This is a genomic window from Rhodococcus sp. NPDC058532, from assembly GCF_042719255.1.
Classification (GTDB): Bacteria; Actinomycetota; Actinomycetes; order Mycobacteriales; family Mycobacteriaceae; genus Rhodococcus_G.
Genome location: NZ_JBHXNU010000001.1, coordinates 328,414 through 345,334, shown reverse-complemented (window position 1 = coordinate 345,334; position 16,921 = coordinate 328,414). Strand labels below are relative to the sequence as shown.

General features: G+C 70.9%; 16 protein-coding genes and 1 pseudogene. 10 read left to right on the top strand and 7 right to left on the bottom strand.

The genetic code is table 11. The features are described from left to right. Window positions 1-108 precede the first annotated feature (108 nt). On the top strand, window positions 109-729 hold the full coding sequence (locus tag ACFWQG_RS01485) for a hypothetical protein (RefSeq protein WP_378505791.1): 621 nt from the start codon (window positions 109-111) through the stop codon (window positions 727-729). Here the strand turns inward: ACFWQG_RS01485 and ACFWQG_RS01480 are convergent, their stop codons facing one another. From ACFWQG_RS01480 to ACFWQG_RS01465, 4 genes and pseudogenes are all read right to left on the bottom strand, one after another. After that, the gene (locus tag ACFWQG_RS01480) at window positions 730-1,281 is read right to left on the bottom strand and encodes an O-acetyl-ADP-ribose deacetylase (protein ID WP_378506039.1); all 552 of its coding nucleotides are present in this window, start codon (window positions 1,279-1,281) and stop codon (window positions 730-732) included. It abuts the gene before it with no gap. Between the two features lie 66 nt (window positions 1,282-1,347). Continuing rightward, window positions 1,348-2,190: pseudogene (locus ACFWQG_RS01475) on the bottom strand (ADP-ribosylglycohydrolase family protein); the annotation flags it as partial. An 88-nt stretch (window positions 2,191-2,278) separates the two neighbouring features. Beyond that, the gene (locus ACFWQG_RS01470; protein WP_378505790.1) at window positions 2,279-3,610 is read right to left on the bottom strand and encodes an MFS transporter; all 1,332 of its coding nucleotides are present in this window, start codon (window positions 3,608-3,610) and stop codon (window positions 2,279-2,281) included. A 23-nt stretch (window positions 3,611-3,633) separates the two neighbouring features. After that, window positions 3,634-4,080, bottom strand: a complete 447-nt coding sequence (locus tag ACFWQG_RS01465) for a hypothetical protein (RefSeq protein WP_378505789.1) — start codon at window positions 4,078-4,080, stop codon at window positions 3,634-3,636. Window positions 4,081-4,263: 183 nt separating this feature from the next. On the opposite strand from ACFWQG_RS01465, the gene ACFWQG_RS01460 reads away from it, so the two are divergent. Next, a complete protein-coding gene (locus ACFWQG_RS01460) occupies window positions 4,264-4,680 on the top strand; it encodes a hypothetical protein (protein ID WP_378506038.1) in 417 nt (138 codons plus the stop codon). A 96-nt stretch (window positions 4,681-4,776) separates the two neighbouring features. Further along, entirely contained in the window at window positions 4,777-5,751 is a 975-nt protein-coding gene (locus ACFWQG_RS01455; RefSeq protein WP_378505788.1) for a pseudouridine synthase, read from the top strand. On the opposite strand, the gene ACFWQG_RS01450 is transcribed toward ACFWQG_RS01455, so the two are convergent. After that, window positions 5,708-6,607: a LysR family transcriptional regulator gene (locus tag ACFWQG_RS01450; protein ID WP_378505787.1), complete on the bottom strand. Its 900-nt coding sequence runs from the start codon at window positions 6,605-6,607 to the stop codon at window positions 5,708-5,710. The genes ACFWQG_RS01455 and ACFWQG_RS01450 overlap by 44 nt on opposite strands. A 78-nt stretch (window positions 6,608-6,685) precedes the next feature. Here ACFWQG_RS01450 and ACFWQG_RS01445 point away from each other — a divergent pair, with 78 nt between their 5' ends. From ACFWQG_RS01445 to ACFWQG_RS01435, 3 genes are all read left to right on the top strand, one after another. Beyond that, on the top strand, window positions 6,686-7,606 hold the full coding sequence (locus ACFWQG_RS01445; RefSeq protein ID WP_378505786.1) for an EamA family transporter: 921 nt from the start codon (window positions 6,686-6,688) through the stop codon (window positions 7,604-7,606). A gap of 109 nt (window positions 7,607-7,715) precedes the next feature. After that, complete coding sequence (locus ACFWQG_RS01440) at window positions 7,716-8,072, top strand: hypothetical protein (RefSeq protein WP_378505785.1); 357 nt, start codon at window positions 7,716-7,718, stop codon at window positions 8,070-8,072. 48 nt (window positions 8,073-8,120) lie between these two features. Continuing rightward, complete coding sequence (locus tag ACFWQG_RS01435; RefSeq protein ID WP_378505784.1) at window positions 8,121-10,484, top strand: sulfatase-like hydrolase/transferase; 2,364 nt, start codon at window positions 8,121-8,123, stop codon at window positions 10,482-10,484. Between the two features lie 86 nt (window positions 10,485-10,570). Here ACFWQG_RS01435 and ychF read toward each other — a convergent pair whose 3' ends face one another. Then, entirely contained in the window at window positions 10,571-11,650 is a 1,080-nt protein-coding gene (gene ychF, locus ACFWQG_RS01430) for a redox-regulated ATPase YchF (protein WP_378505783.1), read from the bottom strand. A 170-nt stretch (window positions 11,651-11,820) separates the two neighbouring features. Here ychF and ACFWQG_RS01425 point away from each other — a divergent pair, with 170 nt between their 5' ends. Next, window positions 11,821-12,024, top strand: a complete 204-nt coding sequence (locus ACFWQG_RS01425) for a hypothetical protein (RefSeq protein ID WP_378505782.1) — start codon at window positions 11,821-11,823, stop codon at window positions 12,022-12,024. A gap of 1 nt (window position 12,025) precedes the next feature. Here ACFWQG_RS01425 and ACFWQG_RS01420 read toward each other — a convergent pair whose 3' ends face one another. Beyond that, on the bottom strand, window positions 12,026-12,601 hold the full coding sequence (locus ACFWQG_RS01420) for a class I SAM-dependent methyltransferase (protein ID WP_378505781.1): 576 nt from the start codon (window positions 12,599-12,601) through the stop codon (window positions 12,026-12,028). Window positions 12,602-12,716: 115 nt separating this feature from the next. Between ACFWQG_RS01420 and ACFWQG_RS01415 the strand changes: the two genes are divergently transcribed. The 3 genes from ACFWQG_RS01415 to ACFWQG_RS01405 all read left to right on the top strand — a co-directional run bounded on the left by ACFWQG_RS01415 (window position 12,717) and on the right by ACFWQG_RS01405 (window position 16,867). After that, entirely contained in the window at window positions 12,717-14,294 is a 1,578-nt protein-coding gene (locus ACFWQG_RS01415) for an FMN-binding glutamate synthase family protein (protein WP_378505780.1), read from the top strand. A 90-nt stretch (window positions 14,295-14,384) separates the two neighbouring features. Then, window positions 14,385-16,685, top strand: a complete 2,301-nt coding sequence (locus tag ACFWQG_RS01410) for a carbon starvation CstA family protein (protein WP_378505779.1) — start codon at window positions 14,385-14,387, stop codon at window positions 16,683-16,685. Next, entirely contained in the window at window positions 16,685-16,867 is a 183-nt protein-coding gene (locus tag ACFWQG_RS01405) for a YbdD/YjiX family protein (protein WP_378505778.1), read from the top strand. The genes ACFWQG_RS01410 and ACFWQG_RS01405 overlap by 1 nt, the downstream gene beginning before the upstream one ends. Window positions 16,868-16,921 lie beyond the last annotated feature (54 nt).

Here is a 16,921-nt window from a genome sequence, read left to right as displayed (position 1 = left end):
GCCACGGAGGAAGGTGAAGAACGGAGACACGAGCAGTCCCGGGGGGGTGGGGAATCAGGGGAGCCGGTGGCGCCGCCGGGGTGCCGCCTCGACCGGAAGGGGTAGGCCGTGTACGCACGTTCCACCACGATTCAGGCGCACCCGTCGTTCATCGACGCGGGCATCAAACACATGAGTGACACGGTCATGCCCGCTCTCGCGGACTACGAGGGGTGCGCGGGCCTGTCCCTGCTCGTCGACCGCGAGTCCGGCCGGTGCATCGCGACCAGCTCCTGGATGGACGAGGACGCCCTCCGCGGCAGTGAAGGTCCGGTCCGGGAGCTGCGGGACCGCGCGACCGAGATGTTCCACGGCACCGCGACCGTCGAGCGCTGGGACATCGCGGCACTGCACCGCGACCACCACTCGGACCGCGGATCCTGCGTCCGCGTGACCTGGCTCAAGCTGGAGCCGGGGCACATGTCGCGGGCCGTCGACGTGTTCCGGCTGACCGCCCTGCCGCGCATGGAGGAACTCGACGGGTTCTGCAGCGCCAGCATGATGGTCGACCACGCCGCAGGCCGCGCGGTGGTGTCGGTGACCTGGGACAGCCGCGCAACGTTCGAGCGCAATCAGGAGACCGCGGACGAGATGCGCGCCGCCGTGACCCGGGAGATGGGTGCCACGGTGCTCGACACGTGCATGTTCGACCTCGCGATCGCGCACCTGCATGTTCCCGAGATGGTCTGATCAGAGCGCCCGCCGCATCAGGTCGGCGGTGTCCCGGTCATAGGCGACGAGGACGATCCGTTCGACCGCCGTCCCGGCGGCGGTGACCGCGGCGATCGCCTGGCGGACGGCGTCCTCGCGCGGCCACCCGTACGCGCCAGCGGAGATCAGCGGAAACGCGACGCTGCGTGCGCCGAGGCCGTCCGCGACGGCGAGGCTCCGGGTGTAGGCGGATCGCAGCACCGCCGAGCGGTCCTCACTCCCGGAGTACACGGGCCCGACCGTGTGGATCACGTGCTCGGCGGGCAGGTCGCCCGCCGTCGTCGCGACGGCCGCGCCTGCGGCCAACCCGTCGGGCAGCGTGGTCGCCCGCAGGTGCCGGCAGGCGTCCAGGATCCGCGGGCCCCCGGCCCGGTGGATCGCGCCGTCCACGCCGCCCCCACCGAGCAGCGACGAGTTCGCGGCGTTGACGATCGCGTCCACCCGGACCGCGGTGATGTCGCCCTGCCGCACCTCAATCACCGGCCGCCGATCGCCGCCGGAGCGGCCGCTGGCGGTCGCGCCCGCGGCCATCCGGACCAGGTCGGCCGCGGTGTGACCGGGCCAGCCGTGCAGGATCCGGCGCCACCGGTCCGGGATCGCCGACGCACCCCAGCGCGCCCCGAGCAGGCCGCCCGCGATCGCGGCGGTGGTGTCGGTGTCACCGCCGGCCCGCACCGCCGCCTCCAGTGCGCGCGGCAGGTGACCGGGGTCGGAGGCGTCGGTGCTGCGGATCGCCCACCAGGCGGTCTGCAGCGCGTGCACCACCCAGCCGTTGTTGGAAAAGTCTGCGGGCGAACCGGTTTCGGCCTCGTCGAGCAGCGGCGTCCAATACCCGGCGACCTCGGCGTCGGCGGTGGCGAGGTAGCCGCGGACACCGTCGAAGCTGCCGTGCAGGACGGCGTGCCGGATCGCGTGCGTCCACATCCGGCACGCCGCGGTCGCCTGCGGGTCGTCGTGGGTGAGCGCCCCGACCGCCGCCGCCGCGTCGGCGCAGGCGCGCTCGTCGTCGAGGTAGCCGAGCGCCACCGGTGCGGTGCGCATCAGCGAACCGTTGCCCGCCTTACGGCCGGGAATGGCGCCTGCCCTGGCGAGCATCGCCGCAGCGGTGGCGGGGCGGGCGGAGAGCACCGCGCGGGTCTGGTTGCCGATGTCCGGCGGGGAGGAGTCGTACCATCCGACGAACCGCGCGGCCACCGCGTCGAGTCCCGCGCCCGCACGCACGTCCGCGCCGGTCGCGACGACCTCGGCGATCGCCACCGCCATCGAGGTGTCGTCCGTCCACTCCCCCGGCGCCCAGTCGAAGGTGCCGCCACCGATCATGTCGATCGGCACGTCGGCGCCCGGATGCGTGAACTCGTATCCGGCGCCGAGCGCGTCACCCGCGGCCGTTCCGAGCAGGACCCCGGCCGCCCGGTCCGCCTGCGCTGTGCTCAGTTCCACCTTCACTCCCGTCGTCGACGCCGACTGCGGTCCCCACTGTCGCACCCCGCACCGACACCCGACGGCACCACCCACCGATCGCCGGTGGTCAGTGCTCAAGGGCGAGCCCGCGGCGTTCCGGCAGCGTCAGTGCCGCGGCGGCCGCAAGCACGAATGCCGCAGCGAAGACCGCGAAGACCAGCCCGTTGCCGCCGCCGTCCAGCAACACCGGCACCATCAACGGGGACGCGATCGACGCGATCCGGCCGAACGCGGCGGCGGCGCCGGTCCCCGACCCGCGCACCACCGTCGGATACAGCTCCGGCCCGATCGCGTACAGGGCACCCCAGGCGCCGAGGTTGAAGAACGACAACGCCATCCCCGCGGCGATGATCTGCGCCGGGGTGTCCGCGAGTCCGAACAGGCCAGCGGACACCGCGGACCCGGCGAGGAACGTCGCCAGGGTGCTGCGCCTGCCCCACACCTCAATCGACCATGCGGCGACGGCATACCCGGGCAGCTGCGCGAGCGTGATGACGAGCGTGTACTGAAACGAGGTGACCAGGTCGAATCCCTGGCGGACGAGCAGGCTCGGCAACCAGATGAACGCGCCGTAGTAGGACAGGTTGACGCAGAACCAGACCACCCACAGGGCGCCGGTGCGGCGCCGCAGCCGGGTCGACCAGATCGATTCCCGCACCGGTGTTTCCGCTGCCGGCCGGACCCGTTCCCGGCCACCGCCCCACGCCGGTGGTGCGACCCCGGCTGCCGCCTCGAACTGCCGGACCGCGACCTCCGCCTCGGCGTCCCTGCCGCGGCTCTCGAGGAACCGGACCGATTCGGGCAGACCGAAGCGGATCACCGCCGCGTACACCGTCGGCACCAGCCCGACGGCCAGCGCCCACCGCCAGCCGTCGTCGCCGAGCGGCACCACGAGGTAGCCGATCAGCGCGGCCAGCACCCAGCCGACCGCCCAGAACGCCTCGAGGGCGACCACCATGCGGCCCCGCAGGGTTCGCGGCGCGTACTCGCTGACCAGGGTGGACGCGACGGGGAGTTCGGCGCCGAGACCGAGGCCGACGACGAACCGCAACAGCATCAGCACCGCAACCGAACCGGCCAGCGCGGCCGCGCCGGTGGCCAGGCCGTAGACGAGCAGGGTCGCCGCGAACACCTGCCGCCGTCCGAGGCGGTCGGCGAGGAGTCCGCCGATGCTCGCCCCGATCGCCATGCCGACGAAACCGATCGAGCCGATCCACGACAGCTGCGTGGTGGTCAGGCCCCACTGCACGGCGAGGGCCGCCATCACGAAGGAGATCAGGCCGACGTCCATCGCGTCGAGCGCCCACCCGATCCCGGACCCGACCAGCAGCCGGCCGTGACGACGAGTGAATGGCAGCTCGTCGAGCCGTTCGCTGCGGGTCATCGGGCGTTCGACCATGCCCGTCAGCGTACGATCGCGGGCTACCCGCGGCGGTCCGGGTCCGTTCCGAACACCGAGAAGGTCGTGTAGTACCGGTCGGGGTCCGCCTCCGGTTTCGCGGGCGGCGCCGCGGCGATCCGGCCGAGCGCGCGGGCGACGCGCGGGTCGGTGAGTAGCCCGGCCCGCAGCGGGTCGGCGCTGGCCTCGGCGTCCTCCCGCGCGGCGGCGTGCAGATCGGTGATCGTCCTTGCCAGCCGGTCCGCGCCGAGCCGCAGCGCGTCGGGGTGCAGGTCCAGCACCGTCATCCGGCCGTCCACCCCGACCTCGATCCGGACCCGGCCGTCCGGGGTCTGTGCGCGGCCGCGCACCCGGTCCAGGTCCAGCTGCAGCCTGCGCGCGGTGACGGCCAGCTCGGCGAGGTCCTGCTCAGCCGGACACTCCTCGGCGGACTCGGCCGAATGCCCGTCCGCGGCCGACGATGTCGGCATCACGAAATCCCCCACGATCCCCCCGGCTCGTTCGCGGCGGCTGGTTCGCTGCCGCGCCCGCAGGGTAGCAACTCGCCGGGCGGGCCGCCCGACAATCTGCGCCGGAGTGGACCCGGCGCGGTATGCGGGAGAGGATGGGATGACGCCCGGCCGGTTCGCCCCGCCACCGAGGAGGTCATCGTGATGAATCCCGTTCGCGGACTGGCCATGTGCGCGGCCGTTGCCGCCGCATTCCTGACCACGACGGGGGTGGCATCGGCCGCGGCTGCCGTTCCCTTCCAGGTCGCACCCGCGCCGTTCGGCAACCCGAACGGCAGCTTCGATGTCCCGGCGATCCGCTGCGCGACGGTGGTCGGCGAGCGGCCCGGCGACCTGACGATCACCGGTTCGATGCCCGGCCGGTGGGGCTGCCTGATCAACGCCGAGGCGCGCTGGCTGAACCTGTCGACCGGGGCGTCCGGCACGGCCCGACTCTCGGACGGGCTGCACGGGTATCCGCCGGAGGCGACCGTGCACACCGGCGCCGGGCAGGTCGCCGTCGTCCTGATCCCGCTCCCCGGCTCGGTCACTCCGGGCGTCGCCGCGGTCGCCGTGCCGTGAACCGTGGGCGCCGCCACCGAACGGGCGGTTACCGGGCCGCGCACTCGGCGGATGGTCCGGTAACCACCCGTTCGACGAGGTTCCGCCGATGAGAGGATGGCGGGCGTGCCGATGCCCCCACCGCTGCCCGTCCGGAACGGGGTCGGGCCGACCCGACTGCGGGTCCCGGCGGCCGGGCCGTGGGCGACGATCGCCGAGTACATCGTCACCCGATTCGACCACCTCGACGCGGACGACCTGTACCGACGCGTCGACGCCGGCGAGATTGTCGGGGCCTGCGGCGACCCGATCGGACGCGGCACGGAGCTGGGTGCGCACCGCTTCGTCTGGTACTACCGCGACCTGCCCGCCGAGGATCCGATTCCGTTCCGCGAGGAGATCCTGCACCACGACGACGATCTCGTGGTGATCGACAAACCCCATTTCCTGCCGACCACGCCGGGTGGGCGCTATCTGCGGGAGTCGGCGCTGGTCCGGCTGCGGACCCGACTCGACAATCCGGACCTGACGCCGATCCATCGTCTGGACCGCGCGACCGCGGGACTGGTGATGTTCTCGGCCCGGCCCGCGACCCGCGGCGCCTACCAGTCGCTGTTCGAGCAGCGGCAGGTCGGGAAGGTGTACGAGGCGGTGTCGCGGCAACCGGCCGGCTGGGACCCTGCCGCTCCTACCCTGGCGGGGCGCCCGCTTCCGGTCGTCTACCGGAATCACCTGACCGTGCGCCGCGGCGAGTTGCGGGTCGTCGTCGACGACGACCGCGAGCCCAACGCCGAGACGGTGGTGGAGGTGCGCGGCCGCGGTGTGAGCCGGTCCGGGCTGGACGTGCTGCACACGGTGCTGCGCCCGCGCACCGGGCGGATGCACCAGCTGCGGGCGCATCTCGCGGCGCTCGGCGTCCCGATCCTGGGTGACAGGTGGTATCCCGACCTGCTGCCGGAGGCGCCGGACGATCACCGCCTGCCGCTGCAACTGCTCGCGCGGGAGTTGATGTTCACCGATCCGCTGTCGGGGGCGCCGCGGCGGTTCGTCACCCGCCGGACGCTGGCCGAGGCGCCGGTGACGGACGGCTGACCACCTCGACGAACGCCCGCGCGGCCCGCGACGGGTTGAAGTCGCTCCACGCCAGGTATTCGACGCGACGCGGCCCGTCCCGCACGGTGACCGCGCGCAGGTCATCGCCCTCGGGCATCACCCCCGGCGGCAGCAGTGCGACGGCGAGACCGTTGCGGACCAGCCCGAGCATCAGGCCGGTGCTCATCACCTCGAAGGCGATGTCGCGACCGAGCCCCGCCTCACGGAAGGCGAGATCGCTCTGCGCCCGCCCGCCCGACCCCTCGGGAAAGTCCACGAAAACCTCGTCCGCAAGGTCCGCGAGCCGCACGCTGCGGCGGTCGGCGAGCGGATGCCCGACCGGAACGACCGCCACGTGCCGGGCACTCGCGAGCACCCTCGCGCCGACACCCGTCCGTGCCAGCGCACCGGGCAGGCCGAGCACCGCCACGTCCATCGAGCCGTCCGCGATCGCCTCGACGAACACGTCGCTGGCCCCTTCCCGCACGGTGACCCGCACCCCCGGATGTGCGCGGCGAAACTCGCCGAGCGCGGCCGGGATGTCGACGGCGGTGACGGTGGGGATGAGGCCGATGGTCAGCGTGCCCCGGAGCTGCCCGGCGGCCGCGGCGGCGTCGGCGGCCGCGCGCTCCGCGGATCGCAGGCACGCACGGGCCGCGGCAAGGAACGCCTCGCCCGCGTCGGTCGTCTCGACCCGGCGGCTGTTCCTGGCGAACAGCGCGACGCCGAGCTCGCGCTCGAGGGCCTTGATCTGGTGACTGAGCGCGGACTGCACGACGTGACAGCGGGCGGCGGCGCGGGTGAAGCTGCGCTCCTCCGCGACCGCGAGGACGTACCGCATCTGCTGAAGCTCCACCGCAACATGATGACCGTTCATTGTTCCTATGACAACAATGTGTTGGATTCATGGTTCGGACGGGCAGACGATGACTCCATGACCACGACGATCACAGCACCCGCCCCGCGGACCACCGCACCGTTCCCGGTGTCCCTGACCCTGCTGACCGCCCTCGCGCCGGTCCTGTGGGGCACGACCTACATCGTCACCACGCACCTGCTGCCCGCCGGCCACCCGCTGTTCGCGGCGTTGATGCGCTCGCTGCCCGCGGGGGTGATCGCGCTGCTGATTGCCCGCCGCCTGCCGCACGGATCGTGGTGGTGGAAGAGCCTGGTGCTGGGCACCCTGAACATGGGCGCGTTCTTCCCGCTGCTCTTCCTCGCCGCGCAGCGCCTCCCCGGCGGCGTCGCCGCGACCCTGGCCGCCGCGCAGCCGATCGTCGTCGCCCTGCTCGCCGTTGCGGTCCTGCACGAACGGCTGTCCGGGTGGCGGGTGGCCTGGGGCGTGATGGGCATGGTCGGCGTCGCCCTCGTGGTCCTCGGCCCCGCGGCGGGCCTCGACCTGATCGGCATCCTCGCCGGTCTCGGCGGCGCCGTCTCCATGGGCACCGGTGTCGTGCTCACCAAGAAGTGGGGCCGCCCCGACGGCGTCTCCGCGGTCGGGCTCGCCGGCTGGCAGTTGACCGCGGCAGGCCTGGTCCTGCTCGTTCCGGCCCTGGCGATCGACGGCATCCCCGAGGGCATCGACGGTCCGGCCGTCGCGGGCTACCTGTGGCTCGGGCTGGTCGGCGCGCTCGCCGCCTACAGCCTGTGGTTCGCGGGCATCCGCCGACTTCCCGTCACCGCGACCGCGCTGCTCGGGTTGCTCTCGCCGCTCGTCGCGGCGCTCCTCGGCGCCGTCGTCGCGGACGAGTCACTCCGCCCCGTGCAGCTGCTCGGCTTCGCCGTCGCGTTGACCGCGATGCTCGCCGGCCAGGTGTCCCGCGCCACCCGGTCCGGAAAACAGGTAGTCGCGTAGGTAGTTCGACGCATGACACCGGCGTCGCCGGACCCGAGGATGTGACGGACCGCACATCCGGATCGTGCGGACCCTCCCCGAACGGCCTCGAGAAAGGCGCCGCACCCCGATGAACCCCCACCTGCGCACGTGCAACGACTACCTGGCCGCGACCCTCTCCCACGACTTCGTCGCGGACGGCGTCGACGCGGACGCCGTCGAACGAATCCACCGCGGCGAGGTCGGTGACTGGGTACACGCGTTGGCCCGGTCGGGCCTGTTCGCCAACCTGGTCGTCGCGAACGCCGCGCACGCGTGGCGGTACGACCCGCGCTCGCTCCTCGACGCCCTCATTGCCGAGGCCGACGAGGTGACCGCCAAGCGCTACGACTCGGCGTGGCGGGCGATGGATGCCCGCCGAACGGGCGGTTACCGGGACACCCACTCGGCGTTCGCCCCGGCAACCGCCCGGTCGGAGACGAGCTGAGCTGTGTCGTTACCAGCCAGGCTCATCGCCTGGTGATGCAATGCCCACATGAGCGAGCACACCACCGCTGCGTCAGCCGCGGGCCGATCGGCGATACCCGAGCCGTTCCCACCGTTCGAGGGCACCGTCGGCACGACCTACAAGGAGTCGACAGCCGCGTGGCCGCAAATCCCGACACCGGCGGAGGGCGCACCGAACATCGTCGTGATCATGCTCGACGACGTCGGGTTCGGTCAGACTTCCACGTTCGGCGGGCTGATCCCGACACCGAACCTCGACAAACTCGCCTCCGAGGGGCTGCGGTACAACCGCTTCCACACGACCGCGGTGTGCGGGCCGTCGCGCGCTGCCCTATTGACCGGACGCAACCACCATGACGCGGGCAACGGCTACCTCATGGAGTGGTCGACCGGATTCCCGAGCTACACCACGATGATCCCGCGCACCACGGCCACGGTCGCGGAGGTGCTGCGCGGCAACGGCTACTCCACCTGGTGGTACGGCAAGAACCACAACACCCCCGACTGGGAGACCAGCGTCGCAGGACCGTTCGACCGGTGGCCGACCGGGATGGGGTTTGACTACTTCTACGGTTTCAACGCCGGTGAGACGCACCAGTTCTACCCGGTCCTGTTCGAGAACACGACCCCGGTCGAACCGGACAAGGGTCCCGAGGACGGCTACCACCTGATGACGGACATGACCGACCGGGCAATCACGCGGATGCGGTACGCCAAGTCGGTCGCACCGGACAAGCCGTTCTTCATGTACTTCGCTCCCGGCGCGATGCACGCCCCGCACCACGTCACCAAGGAATGGCGCGACCGATTCGCGGGCGCCTTCGACATGGGCTGGGAGAAGTACCGAGAGATCGTGTTCGAGAACCAGAAGAAGATGGGCATCATCCCGCCGGACACCGAACTGACCCCGCGCCCGGAGTGGGTGCAGGAATGGGACACGCTCAGCGATCAGCAGAAGCAGGTGTACTGCGCTCTGTTCGAGAACTACGCCGGATATTTCGCGTTCACCGACCACGAGGTCGGCCGCCTGCTCGATGCGATCAAGGATCTCCCTGACGCCGAGAACACCCTGGTCCTGTACATCGTCGGTGATAACGGCGCTTCCTCCGAGGGCGGCCCCGACGGCACCCTCGACGAGATCAAGAACCTCGGCGGGATCATGCCCACGATCGAGGAGATCATTGCCGACCTCGACAAGCTGGGTGGCCCGGAGACCGAACCGCACTACCCGCTGGGCTGGGCGTGGGCCGGCAACACCCCGTTCCAGTGGGTCAAGGCCGTGGCCTCGCACCTCGGCGGGTCCCGCAACCCGATGGTGGTCAGCTGGCCCGGGAGGATCACGCACGACGACGCCCCCCGCGATCCGTTCCTGCACCTCGTCGACATCGCCCCGACGATCTACGCGGCCGCGGGAGTGACGATGCCCGACACCGTCAACGGGATCGAGCAGCTGCCGCTGGCCGGGAAGTCGTTCCTGGACAGCTTCACCGACCCGACGTTCCAGGGCCGAACAGAGCAGTACTTCGAGATCATCAGCAACCGCTCAATCTACGAGGACGGCTGGAAGGCGAACGCGCAGCACACCCTGCCGTGGCGGCAGGACCTCGCCCCCGGCGACTGGGAGAACGACAGGTGGGAGCTCTACCACCTCGACGATGACTTCTCCGAGGCCCGCGACTTGGCCGACACAATGCCCGACAAGCTCGAACAGATGAAGGCCGCGTTCGATGAGGCCGCCGAGAAGTACCACGTGTACCCGCTCGACGACCGCGGCGTCGCGCGGGCGATCCTGCCGAAGCCGACGCCGCCCGGCTCGGACCCGAAGGCGACCTCGTTCACGTTCTACGAGGGTGCGACCCGGCTCCCGGAGAGCGCGGCGCCGTCGATGAAGAACCGCAGCTGGACACTCGCTGCACACATCCGCACCGATGGCGCGGCGACGAACGGCGTCGTCATCGCCATCGGTGGTGTCGCCGGCGGCATGTCGCTGTACCTGAAGGACGGGGTGCCGACCTTCGACTACAACTACTATGGCGACCACTGCACGGTCCGGGCCGCAGGAACGCTGACCGCGGGCGATGCCGTGATCGGTATCGAGTTCGACTACGACGGTGGCGGTATCGGCAAGGGCGCGAATCTCATCCTGACCGTCGACGGCACCCGGGTCTGCGACGGCCGACTGGAGGCCACCGTGTTCGCCCGCTTCGGTGTCGACACCTTCGGTATCGGCGAGGACACCGGCCAGCCCGTCACCGCCGACTACCGTCCACCGTTCCGGTTCACCGGCAGCATCGACCGGGTCCGGATCGACCTGGGCCCGCTGGACCTGAGCCCAGAGGATCAGCACCGGGTGCACCACACCGAGATCAAGGCCGCACAGCGCAGGGAGTGACAGCGCACCGTCCGGGCACCGTCGAACGGGCGGTTACCGGGACACCCACTTGGCGTTCGTCCCGGCAACCGCCCGTTCGGTGGGTGCTACACGTTGAAGCGGAACTCGACGACGTCGCCGTCCTGCATGACGTAGTCCTTGCCCTCCATCCGCACCTTGCCCGCGGCCTTGGCCGCGTTCATCGAACCCGCCGCGGCGAGGTCCTCGAAGGAGACGATCTCGGCCTTGATGAAGCCGCGCTCGAAGTCGGTGTGGATGACGCCGGCGGCCTGCGGGGCGGTGTCGCCCTTGCGAATCGTCCAGGCGCGCGACTCCTTCGGCCCCGCCGTCAGGTAGGTCTGCAGGCCGAGGGTATGGAAGCCGGTGCGGGCGAGGGCGTGCAGGCCGGGCTCGGTCTGGCCGATGGACTCGAGCATCTCCTGCCGGTCCTCCTCGTCCAGTTCGAGAAGTTCCTGCTCGACCTTCGCGTCGAGGAACACCGCGTCGGCGGGCGCGACGGAGGCGCGCAGCTCGGCGACCTTCGCGTCGTCGGTGAGGATCGCCTCGTCGGCGTTGAAGACGTACAGGAACGGCTTGGTGGTGAGCAGGTGCAGCTCGCGCAGCAGGCCGAAGTCGAGGGTGTCCTTGACGGAGAATAGGGTCTTGCCCTCCTCGAGGACGGCCTGCGCCTTGACGGCCTCCTCGTGCTGCGGCTTGAGCTCCTTGTTCTTCTTCGCTTCCTTCTCGAGGCGCGGCACCGCCTTCTCGAGGGTCTGCATGTCGGCGAGGACGAGTTCGGTCTCGATGATCTCGATGTCCGACGCCGGGTCGACGCGGCCGTCGACGTGCACGACGTCGTCGTCGGCGAACACCCGGACCACCTGGCAGATGGCGTCGGCCTCGCGGATATTGGCGAGGAACTTGTTGCCGAGGCCCGCGCCCTCGGAGGCGCCCTTGACGATGCCCGCGATGTCCACGAACGACACCGTCGCCGGGAGGATGCGCTCGGAGCCGAAGATCTCGGCGAGCGTCACCAGCCGCTCATCGGGCAGCTCGACCAGGCCGACGTTCGGCTCGATCGTCGCGAACGGGTAGTTCGCCGCGAGCACGTCGTTCTTGGTCAGGGCGTTGAAAAGGGTCGACTTGCCGACGTTCGGGAGGCCGACGATTCCGAGGGTAAGGCTCACGGATTCCACAGTCTACGGTGGTCGCCCCCGGTTCCGACACCCACCGCCCACAACTCGGCCGCCCCTCGACAGGCGCTGGCCGCTGCGCTCACCATGGGAGGGCACGATCCGAGCGCGCCGACCGGACGCTCCCCGCGGTGCGTCACCACCCTTCGGGCAGGAGGAACCCCATGTCCAGGACCTCGCTCCGCGCGGCGGTCGCCGCCGCGGCCGCAGGCGCGGCGATCGTCGTCGCCCCCGCCGCCGCGGCGGCTACCCCGGTGCCCGTCGTCTACAACCCGCAGCAGGGCCCGCTCACGGCCGCGGTCACCTGCGCGCCGAACCTGCTCATCCCGTTCTTCGGCGGCATCGCGTTCGACATCTGCTGGGCCTGAGCTAGGGCCTGCGCGCCACCGTCACCGCCCAGCCGGCGTCCGGGTGCCACGGACGCAGATCCCAGGTCGAGAAGCGGTGCTCGCGGGCCAGGCCTGCCGCGGCCAGGTCGGCGTCGAAGGCGTCCACCGTGTACCGGTGGTCGGTGGCGAACCCGGCGACCAGCAGCCCGCCCGGCGTCAGGTGCGCGGCGAGCCTGCGGCATACCTGCGCCTCACTGCCCGGCGCAAGGAAGATCATCACGTTGCCCGCGACGACGACCGCGTCGAACGGCTCCCCCGGCAGGTCCAGCTCCGCCAGATCGGCCTGCACCACCTCGAGCAGGCCGGTGCCGCGGGCAGCGGCGAGCAGCACCGGGTCGAGGTCGACCGCGGTGACGGCGTGGCCGCGGCGCGCGAGTTCGGCGCCGACCCGTCCGGTCCCGCAGCCCGCGTCGAGGATCCGCGACCCGCGGCCGACCATCGCGTCCACGGCCCGCGCCTCGCCGTGCAGGTCGGCGCCCGATTCGGCCAGCTCCTCGAAGCGGCGCACGTAGTCGCGGGAGCCGTCCGGGCCTCGTTCGTCCTGCCATCTGGTCATGCGCACACCCTAGGACGGTTCTCCCGACACCCGCGGCGTGGCGTCGACGCCCGGACCGGCCGGACGGTGCCACCATCGGTGTCACCAATGACGTGCACGCGTGGGAGGAACGTGGATGACGAGGAGCCTGATCGTCGCCGGACTGTGGGTGGCCGGGATCGCGCTGGCGGCGGCCGCCGTCGCCGCCGGGTGGGGGTGGTGGATCCCGGCGGCCGTCCTGCTTGCCCTCGCGCTGGTCGGGACGTGGGACCTGCTGCAACCGCGGCACAGCATTCTGCGGAACTATCCGGTGCTTGGGCATGCCCGCTTCCTGATGGAGAAGATCCGCCCGGAGATCCAGCAGTACTTCATCGAATCCGCCACGGACGGCAAGCCGTTCGACCGGGAGACCAGGGACCTGGTGTACGAGCGGGCGAAGGGAACCAAGGACGACGAACCGTTCGGCACCGAACGGGACGTGCACGCACCGGGCTACGAGTTCATGACCCATTCGCTGCGCGCCCGGCACGCCACCGAACTCGCGCCGACGGTCCGGATCGGCGGGCCGCACTGCACCCGGCCCTACGACATTGCGCTGCTGAATGTTTCGGCGATGAGCTTTGGGTCGCTGTCCGGGAACGCGGTCGAGGCGATGAATGCGGGCGCGGCCCGCGGCGGCTTCGCGCACGACACCGGGGAGGGCGGGATCAGCACCCACCACCGCAAGCACGGCGGCGACCTGATCTGGGAGATCGGGTCCGGCTACTTCGGCTGCCGCACCCCCGACGGCGACTTCGACCCGGAGGCGTTCGCCGCGAAGGCGGTCGACCCGCAGGTCAAGGCGATCTCGATCAAGTTGTCGCAGGGCGCGAAACCCGGCCTCGGCGGCGTCCTTCCCGGCGCGAAGGTGTCCGCGGAGATCGCGGAGGCCCGCGGTGTCCCGATCGGCCGCACGGTCGTCTCGCCGCCCGCGCACACCGCGTTCGGCACCCCGACCGAACTGGTCGACTTCATCACCACCCTGCGCACCCTGTCCGGCGGCAAACCGGTCGGGTTCAAGCTGTGCGTCGGGGCCCGCACCGAGTTCCTGTCGATCTGCAAGGCGATGCTCGACCGCGACATCGCCCCGGACTTCATCATCGTGGACGGGTCGGAGGGCGGAACGGGCGCGGCGCCGGTCGAATTCGAGGACCACATGGGCATGCCGCTGACCGAGGGCCTGATGCTGGTGCACAACGCGCTGGTCGGCACCGGGCTGCGGGACCGCATCCGGATCGGCGCGTCCGGGAAGGTCGCCAGCGGCAGCGACATCGTCAAGCGGATCATCCAGGGCGCCGACTTCACGATGGCGGCCCGCGCGATGATGTTCGCGGTCGGCTGCATCCAGGCACAGGCCTGCCACACCAACCACTGCCCGGTCGGTGTCACCACGCAGGATCCGGCGCGGGTCCGGGCGTTGGTGGTGGCGGACAAGGCGACCCGGGTGCGCAACTTCCAGCGGTCGACGGTGGCCAGCGCGGCGCAGATGGTGGCGTCGATGGGCCTGGACGGGTTCCACGAGCTGCGGCCGTCGATGCTGAACCGGCGGGTCGACGCGCACACCACGAAGACGTACGCCGAACTGTACGAATGGCTGCAGGACGGGGAGCTGCTCGACGATCCCCCGCAGAGCTGGCGCACCGACTGGATCGACGCGGGCCCCGACCGATTCTGAGGTCCCGCGGTCGGTTTCTCCACCGGGCGGCGGCGGCACCCGACCCCTAATGTGAGGCGGGACACATCCGCTCCCGGAGGGAGGCCCGCCATGACGACGGCAACGAGTCCCGGCACCCCGAGCGCCGACCCGAACGTCGAGTACCTGTACACCGACCCGGCGCTTCCGCCGGTCGGCGTCGTCGACCGGACCCCGATCACCCCGGCGAAGAAGCTGATCTTCGCCGCGATCGGCGTGCTCGGCGCGGTCGCCTGGTCGATGATCGCGATCGTCCGCGGCGAGTCGGTGAACTCGGTGTGGTTCGTGATCGCCGCGGTGTGCACGTACCTGATCGCGTACCGGTTCTATGCCCGGCTGATCGAGAACCGGATCGTCAAGCCCCGCGACGACCGCGCGACGACGGCGGAGGTGCTCGAGAACGGCAAGGACTACATGCCGACGGACCGTCGGGTGCTGTTCGGCCACCACTTCGCCGCGATCGCCGGGGCGGGTCCGCTCGTCGGTCCGGTGCTTGCCGCGCAGATGGGGTACCTGCCCGGCACCATGTGGATCATCATCGGTGTCGTTTTCGCTGGCGCGGTGCAGGACTTCCTCGTGCTGTGGATCTCGTCGCGCCGCCGCGGCCGCAGCCTCGGTCAGATGGCCCGCGAGGAACTCGGCGTGGTCGGCGGCGTCGCCGCCCTGATCGGCGTCTTCGTCATCATGATCATCATCATCGCGGTGCTGGCACTGGTGGTGGTCAATGCGCTCGCCGAGAGCCCGTGGGGCGTGTTCTCGATCGCGATGACCATCCCGATCGCCCTGTTCATGGGCGTCTACCTCCGCTACCTGCGCCCGGGGAAGGTGTCCGAGGTGTCGCTGATCGGGGTGGTCCTGCTGCTGCTGGCCATCATCGGCGGCGGCTGGGTCGCCGACACCGAGTGGGGAACGGACTGGTTCACCCTGTCCAAGGTCACCATCGCCTGGTTGATGATCGCCTACGGCTTCGCCGCCTCGGTGCTGCCCGTGTGGCTGCTGCTCGCCCCCCGCGACTACCTGTCGACGTTCATGAAGATCGGCACCATCGCGCTGCTCGCCGCCGGAATCCTGGTGGCGCAGCCCGCGATCCAGATGCCGGCGATGACCGAGTTCGCGAAGAACGGCGAGGGGCCTGCGTTCGCGGGATCGCTGTTCCCGTTCCTGTTCATCACGATCGCCTGCGGCGCACTGTCCGGGTTCCATGCCCTGATCTCGTCCGGCACCACCCCGAAGCTGCTGGAGAAGGAGCGGCAGACCCGGATGATCGGGTACGGCGGCATGCTCACCGAGTCGTTCGTTGCGATCATGGCGCTGGTCACCGCCTGCATCCTCGACCAGCACCTGTACTTCGCGCTGAACGCCCCCGCCGCCCTCACCGGCGGCACCGCCGAGTCCGCACCCGACTACCTCAACGGCCTCGGGCTCCCCGGCAACGACATCACCGCGGCGCAGCTGAACGCGGCAGCCGAGGCCGTCGGCGAGGAGTCGATCGTTTCCCGCACCGGCGGCGCCCCCACCCTCGCGTTCGGCATGTCCGAGGTGATGCACCAGGTGATCGGCGGCGAATCGTTGAAGTCGTTCTGGTACCACTTCGCGATCATGTTCGAGGCGCTGTTCATCCTCACCACCGTCGACGCGGGCACCCGCGTCGCCCGGTTCATGCTCTCCGACTCGCTCGGTAACTTCGGCGGCGCGGCGCGGCGGTTCAAGGACCCGTCCTGGCGTCCCGGCGCCTGGCTGTGCTCGGCGATCGTCGTCGGCCTGTGGGGCGGGGTGCTGCTGATGGGCGTGACCGACCCGCTCGGCGGCATCAACACCCTGTTCCCGCTCTTCGGCATCGCGAACCAGTTGCTCGCCGCGATCGCGTTGACCGTCGTCCTTGTCGTGGTGATGAAGAAGGGCCTGTTCCGGTGGGCGTGGATCCCGGCGATACCGCTGGTGTGGGACCTGGTGGTCACGATGACCGCGTCCTGGCAGAAGATCTTCTCCGACGTCCCCGCGATCGGGTACTGGGCGCAGTACAACGCGTTCCGGGAGGCACGGGACGCGGGCCAGACCTCCTTCGGTACCGCGAAGTCCCCGGAGGCGATCGACGCCGTCATCCGCAACACCTTCATCCAGGGCACGCTGTCGATCGTGTTCGCGGTGCTGGTGCTGATCGTCGCGGTCGTCGGACTGCTCGTGTGCATCAGGGCGTATCGGGCGGGCGGACTGCCCGACACCGAGGCGCCCGCGGTGCCGTCGACGATCTTCGGTCCTGCCGGCTTCGTCCCGACCAGGGCCGAGCGGCAGATCCAGCAGGAGTGGGACACGCTCATCGCGGAGGGCAAGGTCCGAGCCCCCGGCGCGGCGCACACGACGGGACACCACTGATGCGCGGGCTGGGGCGCGGCGTGCTGTGGTGGATCACGTCGCTGATGGGCGACCACGACTACCAGCGGTTCGTCGCGCACCGGCGGCGCGCGCATCCGGGCGCACCGGTCCCCACCGAGCGCGAGTACTGGCGCGAGCGGCACGCCGCCGCCGACCGGAACCCGGGCGCCCGCTGCTGCTGACGCCAGCCGTGACGGCCGATTTCCGCTAGCGCGGGGGCGGGTCGGACTGCCACG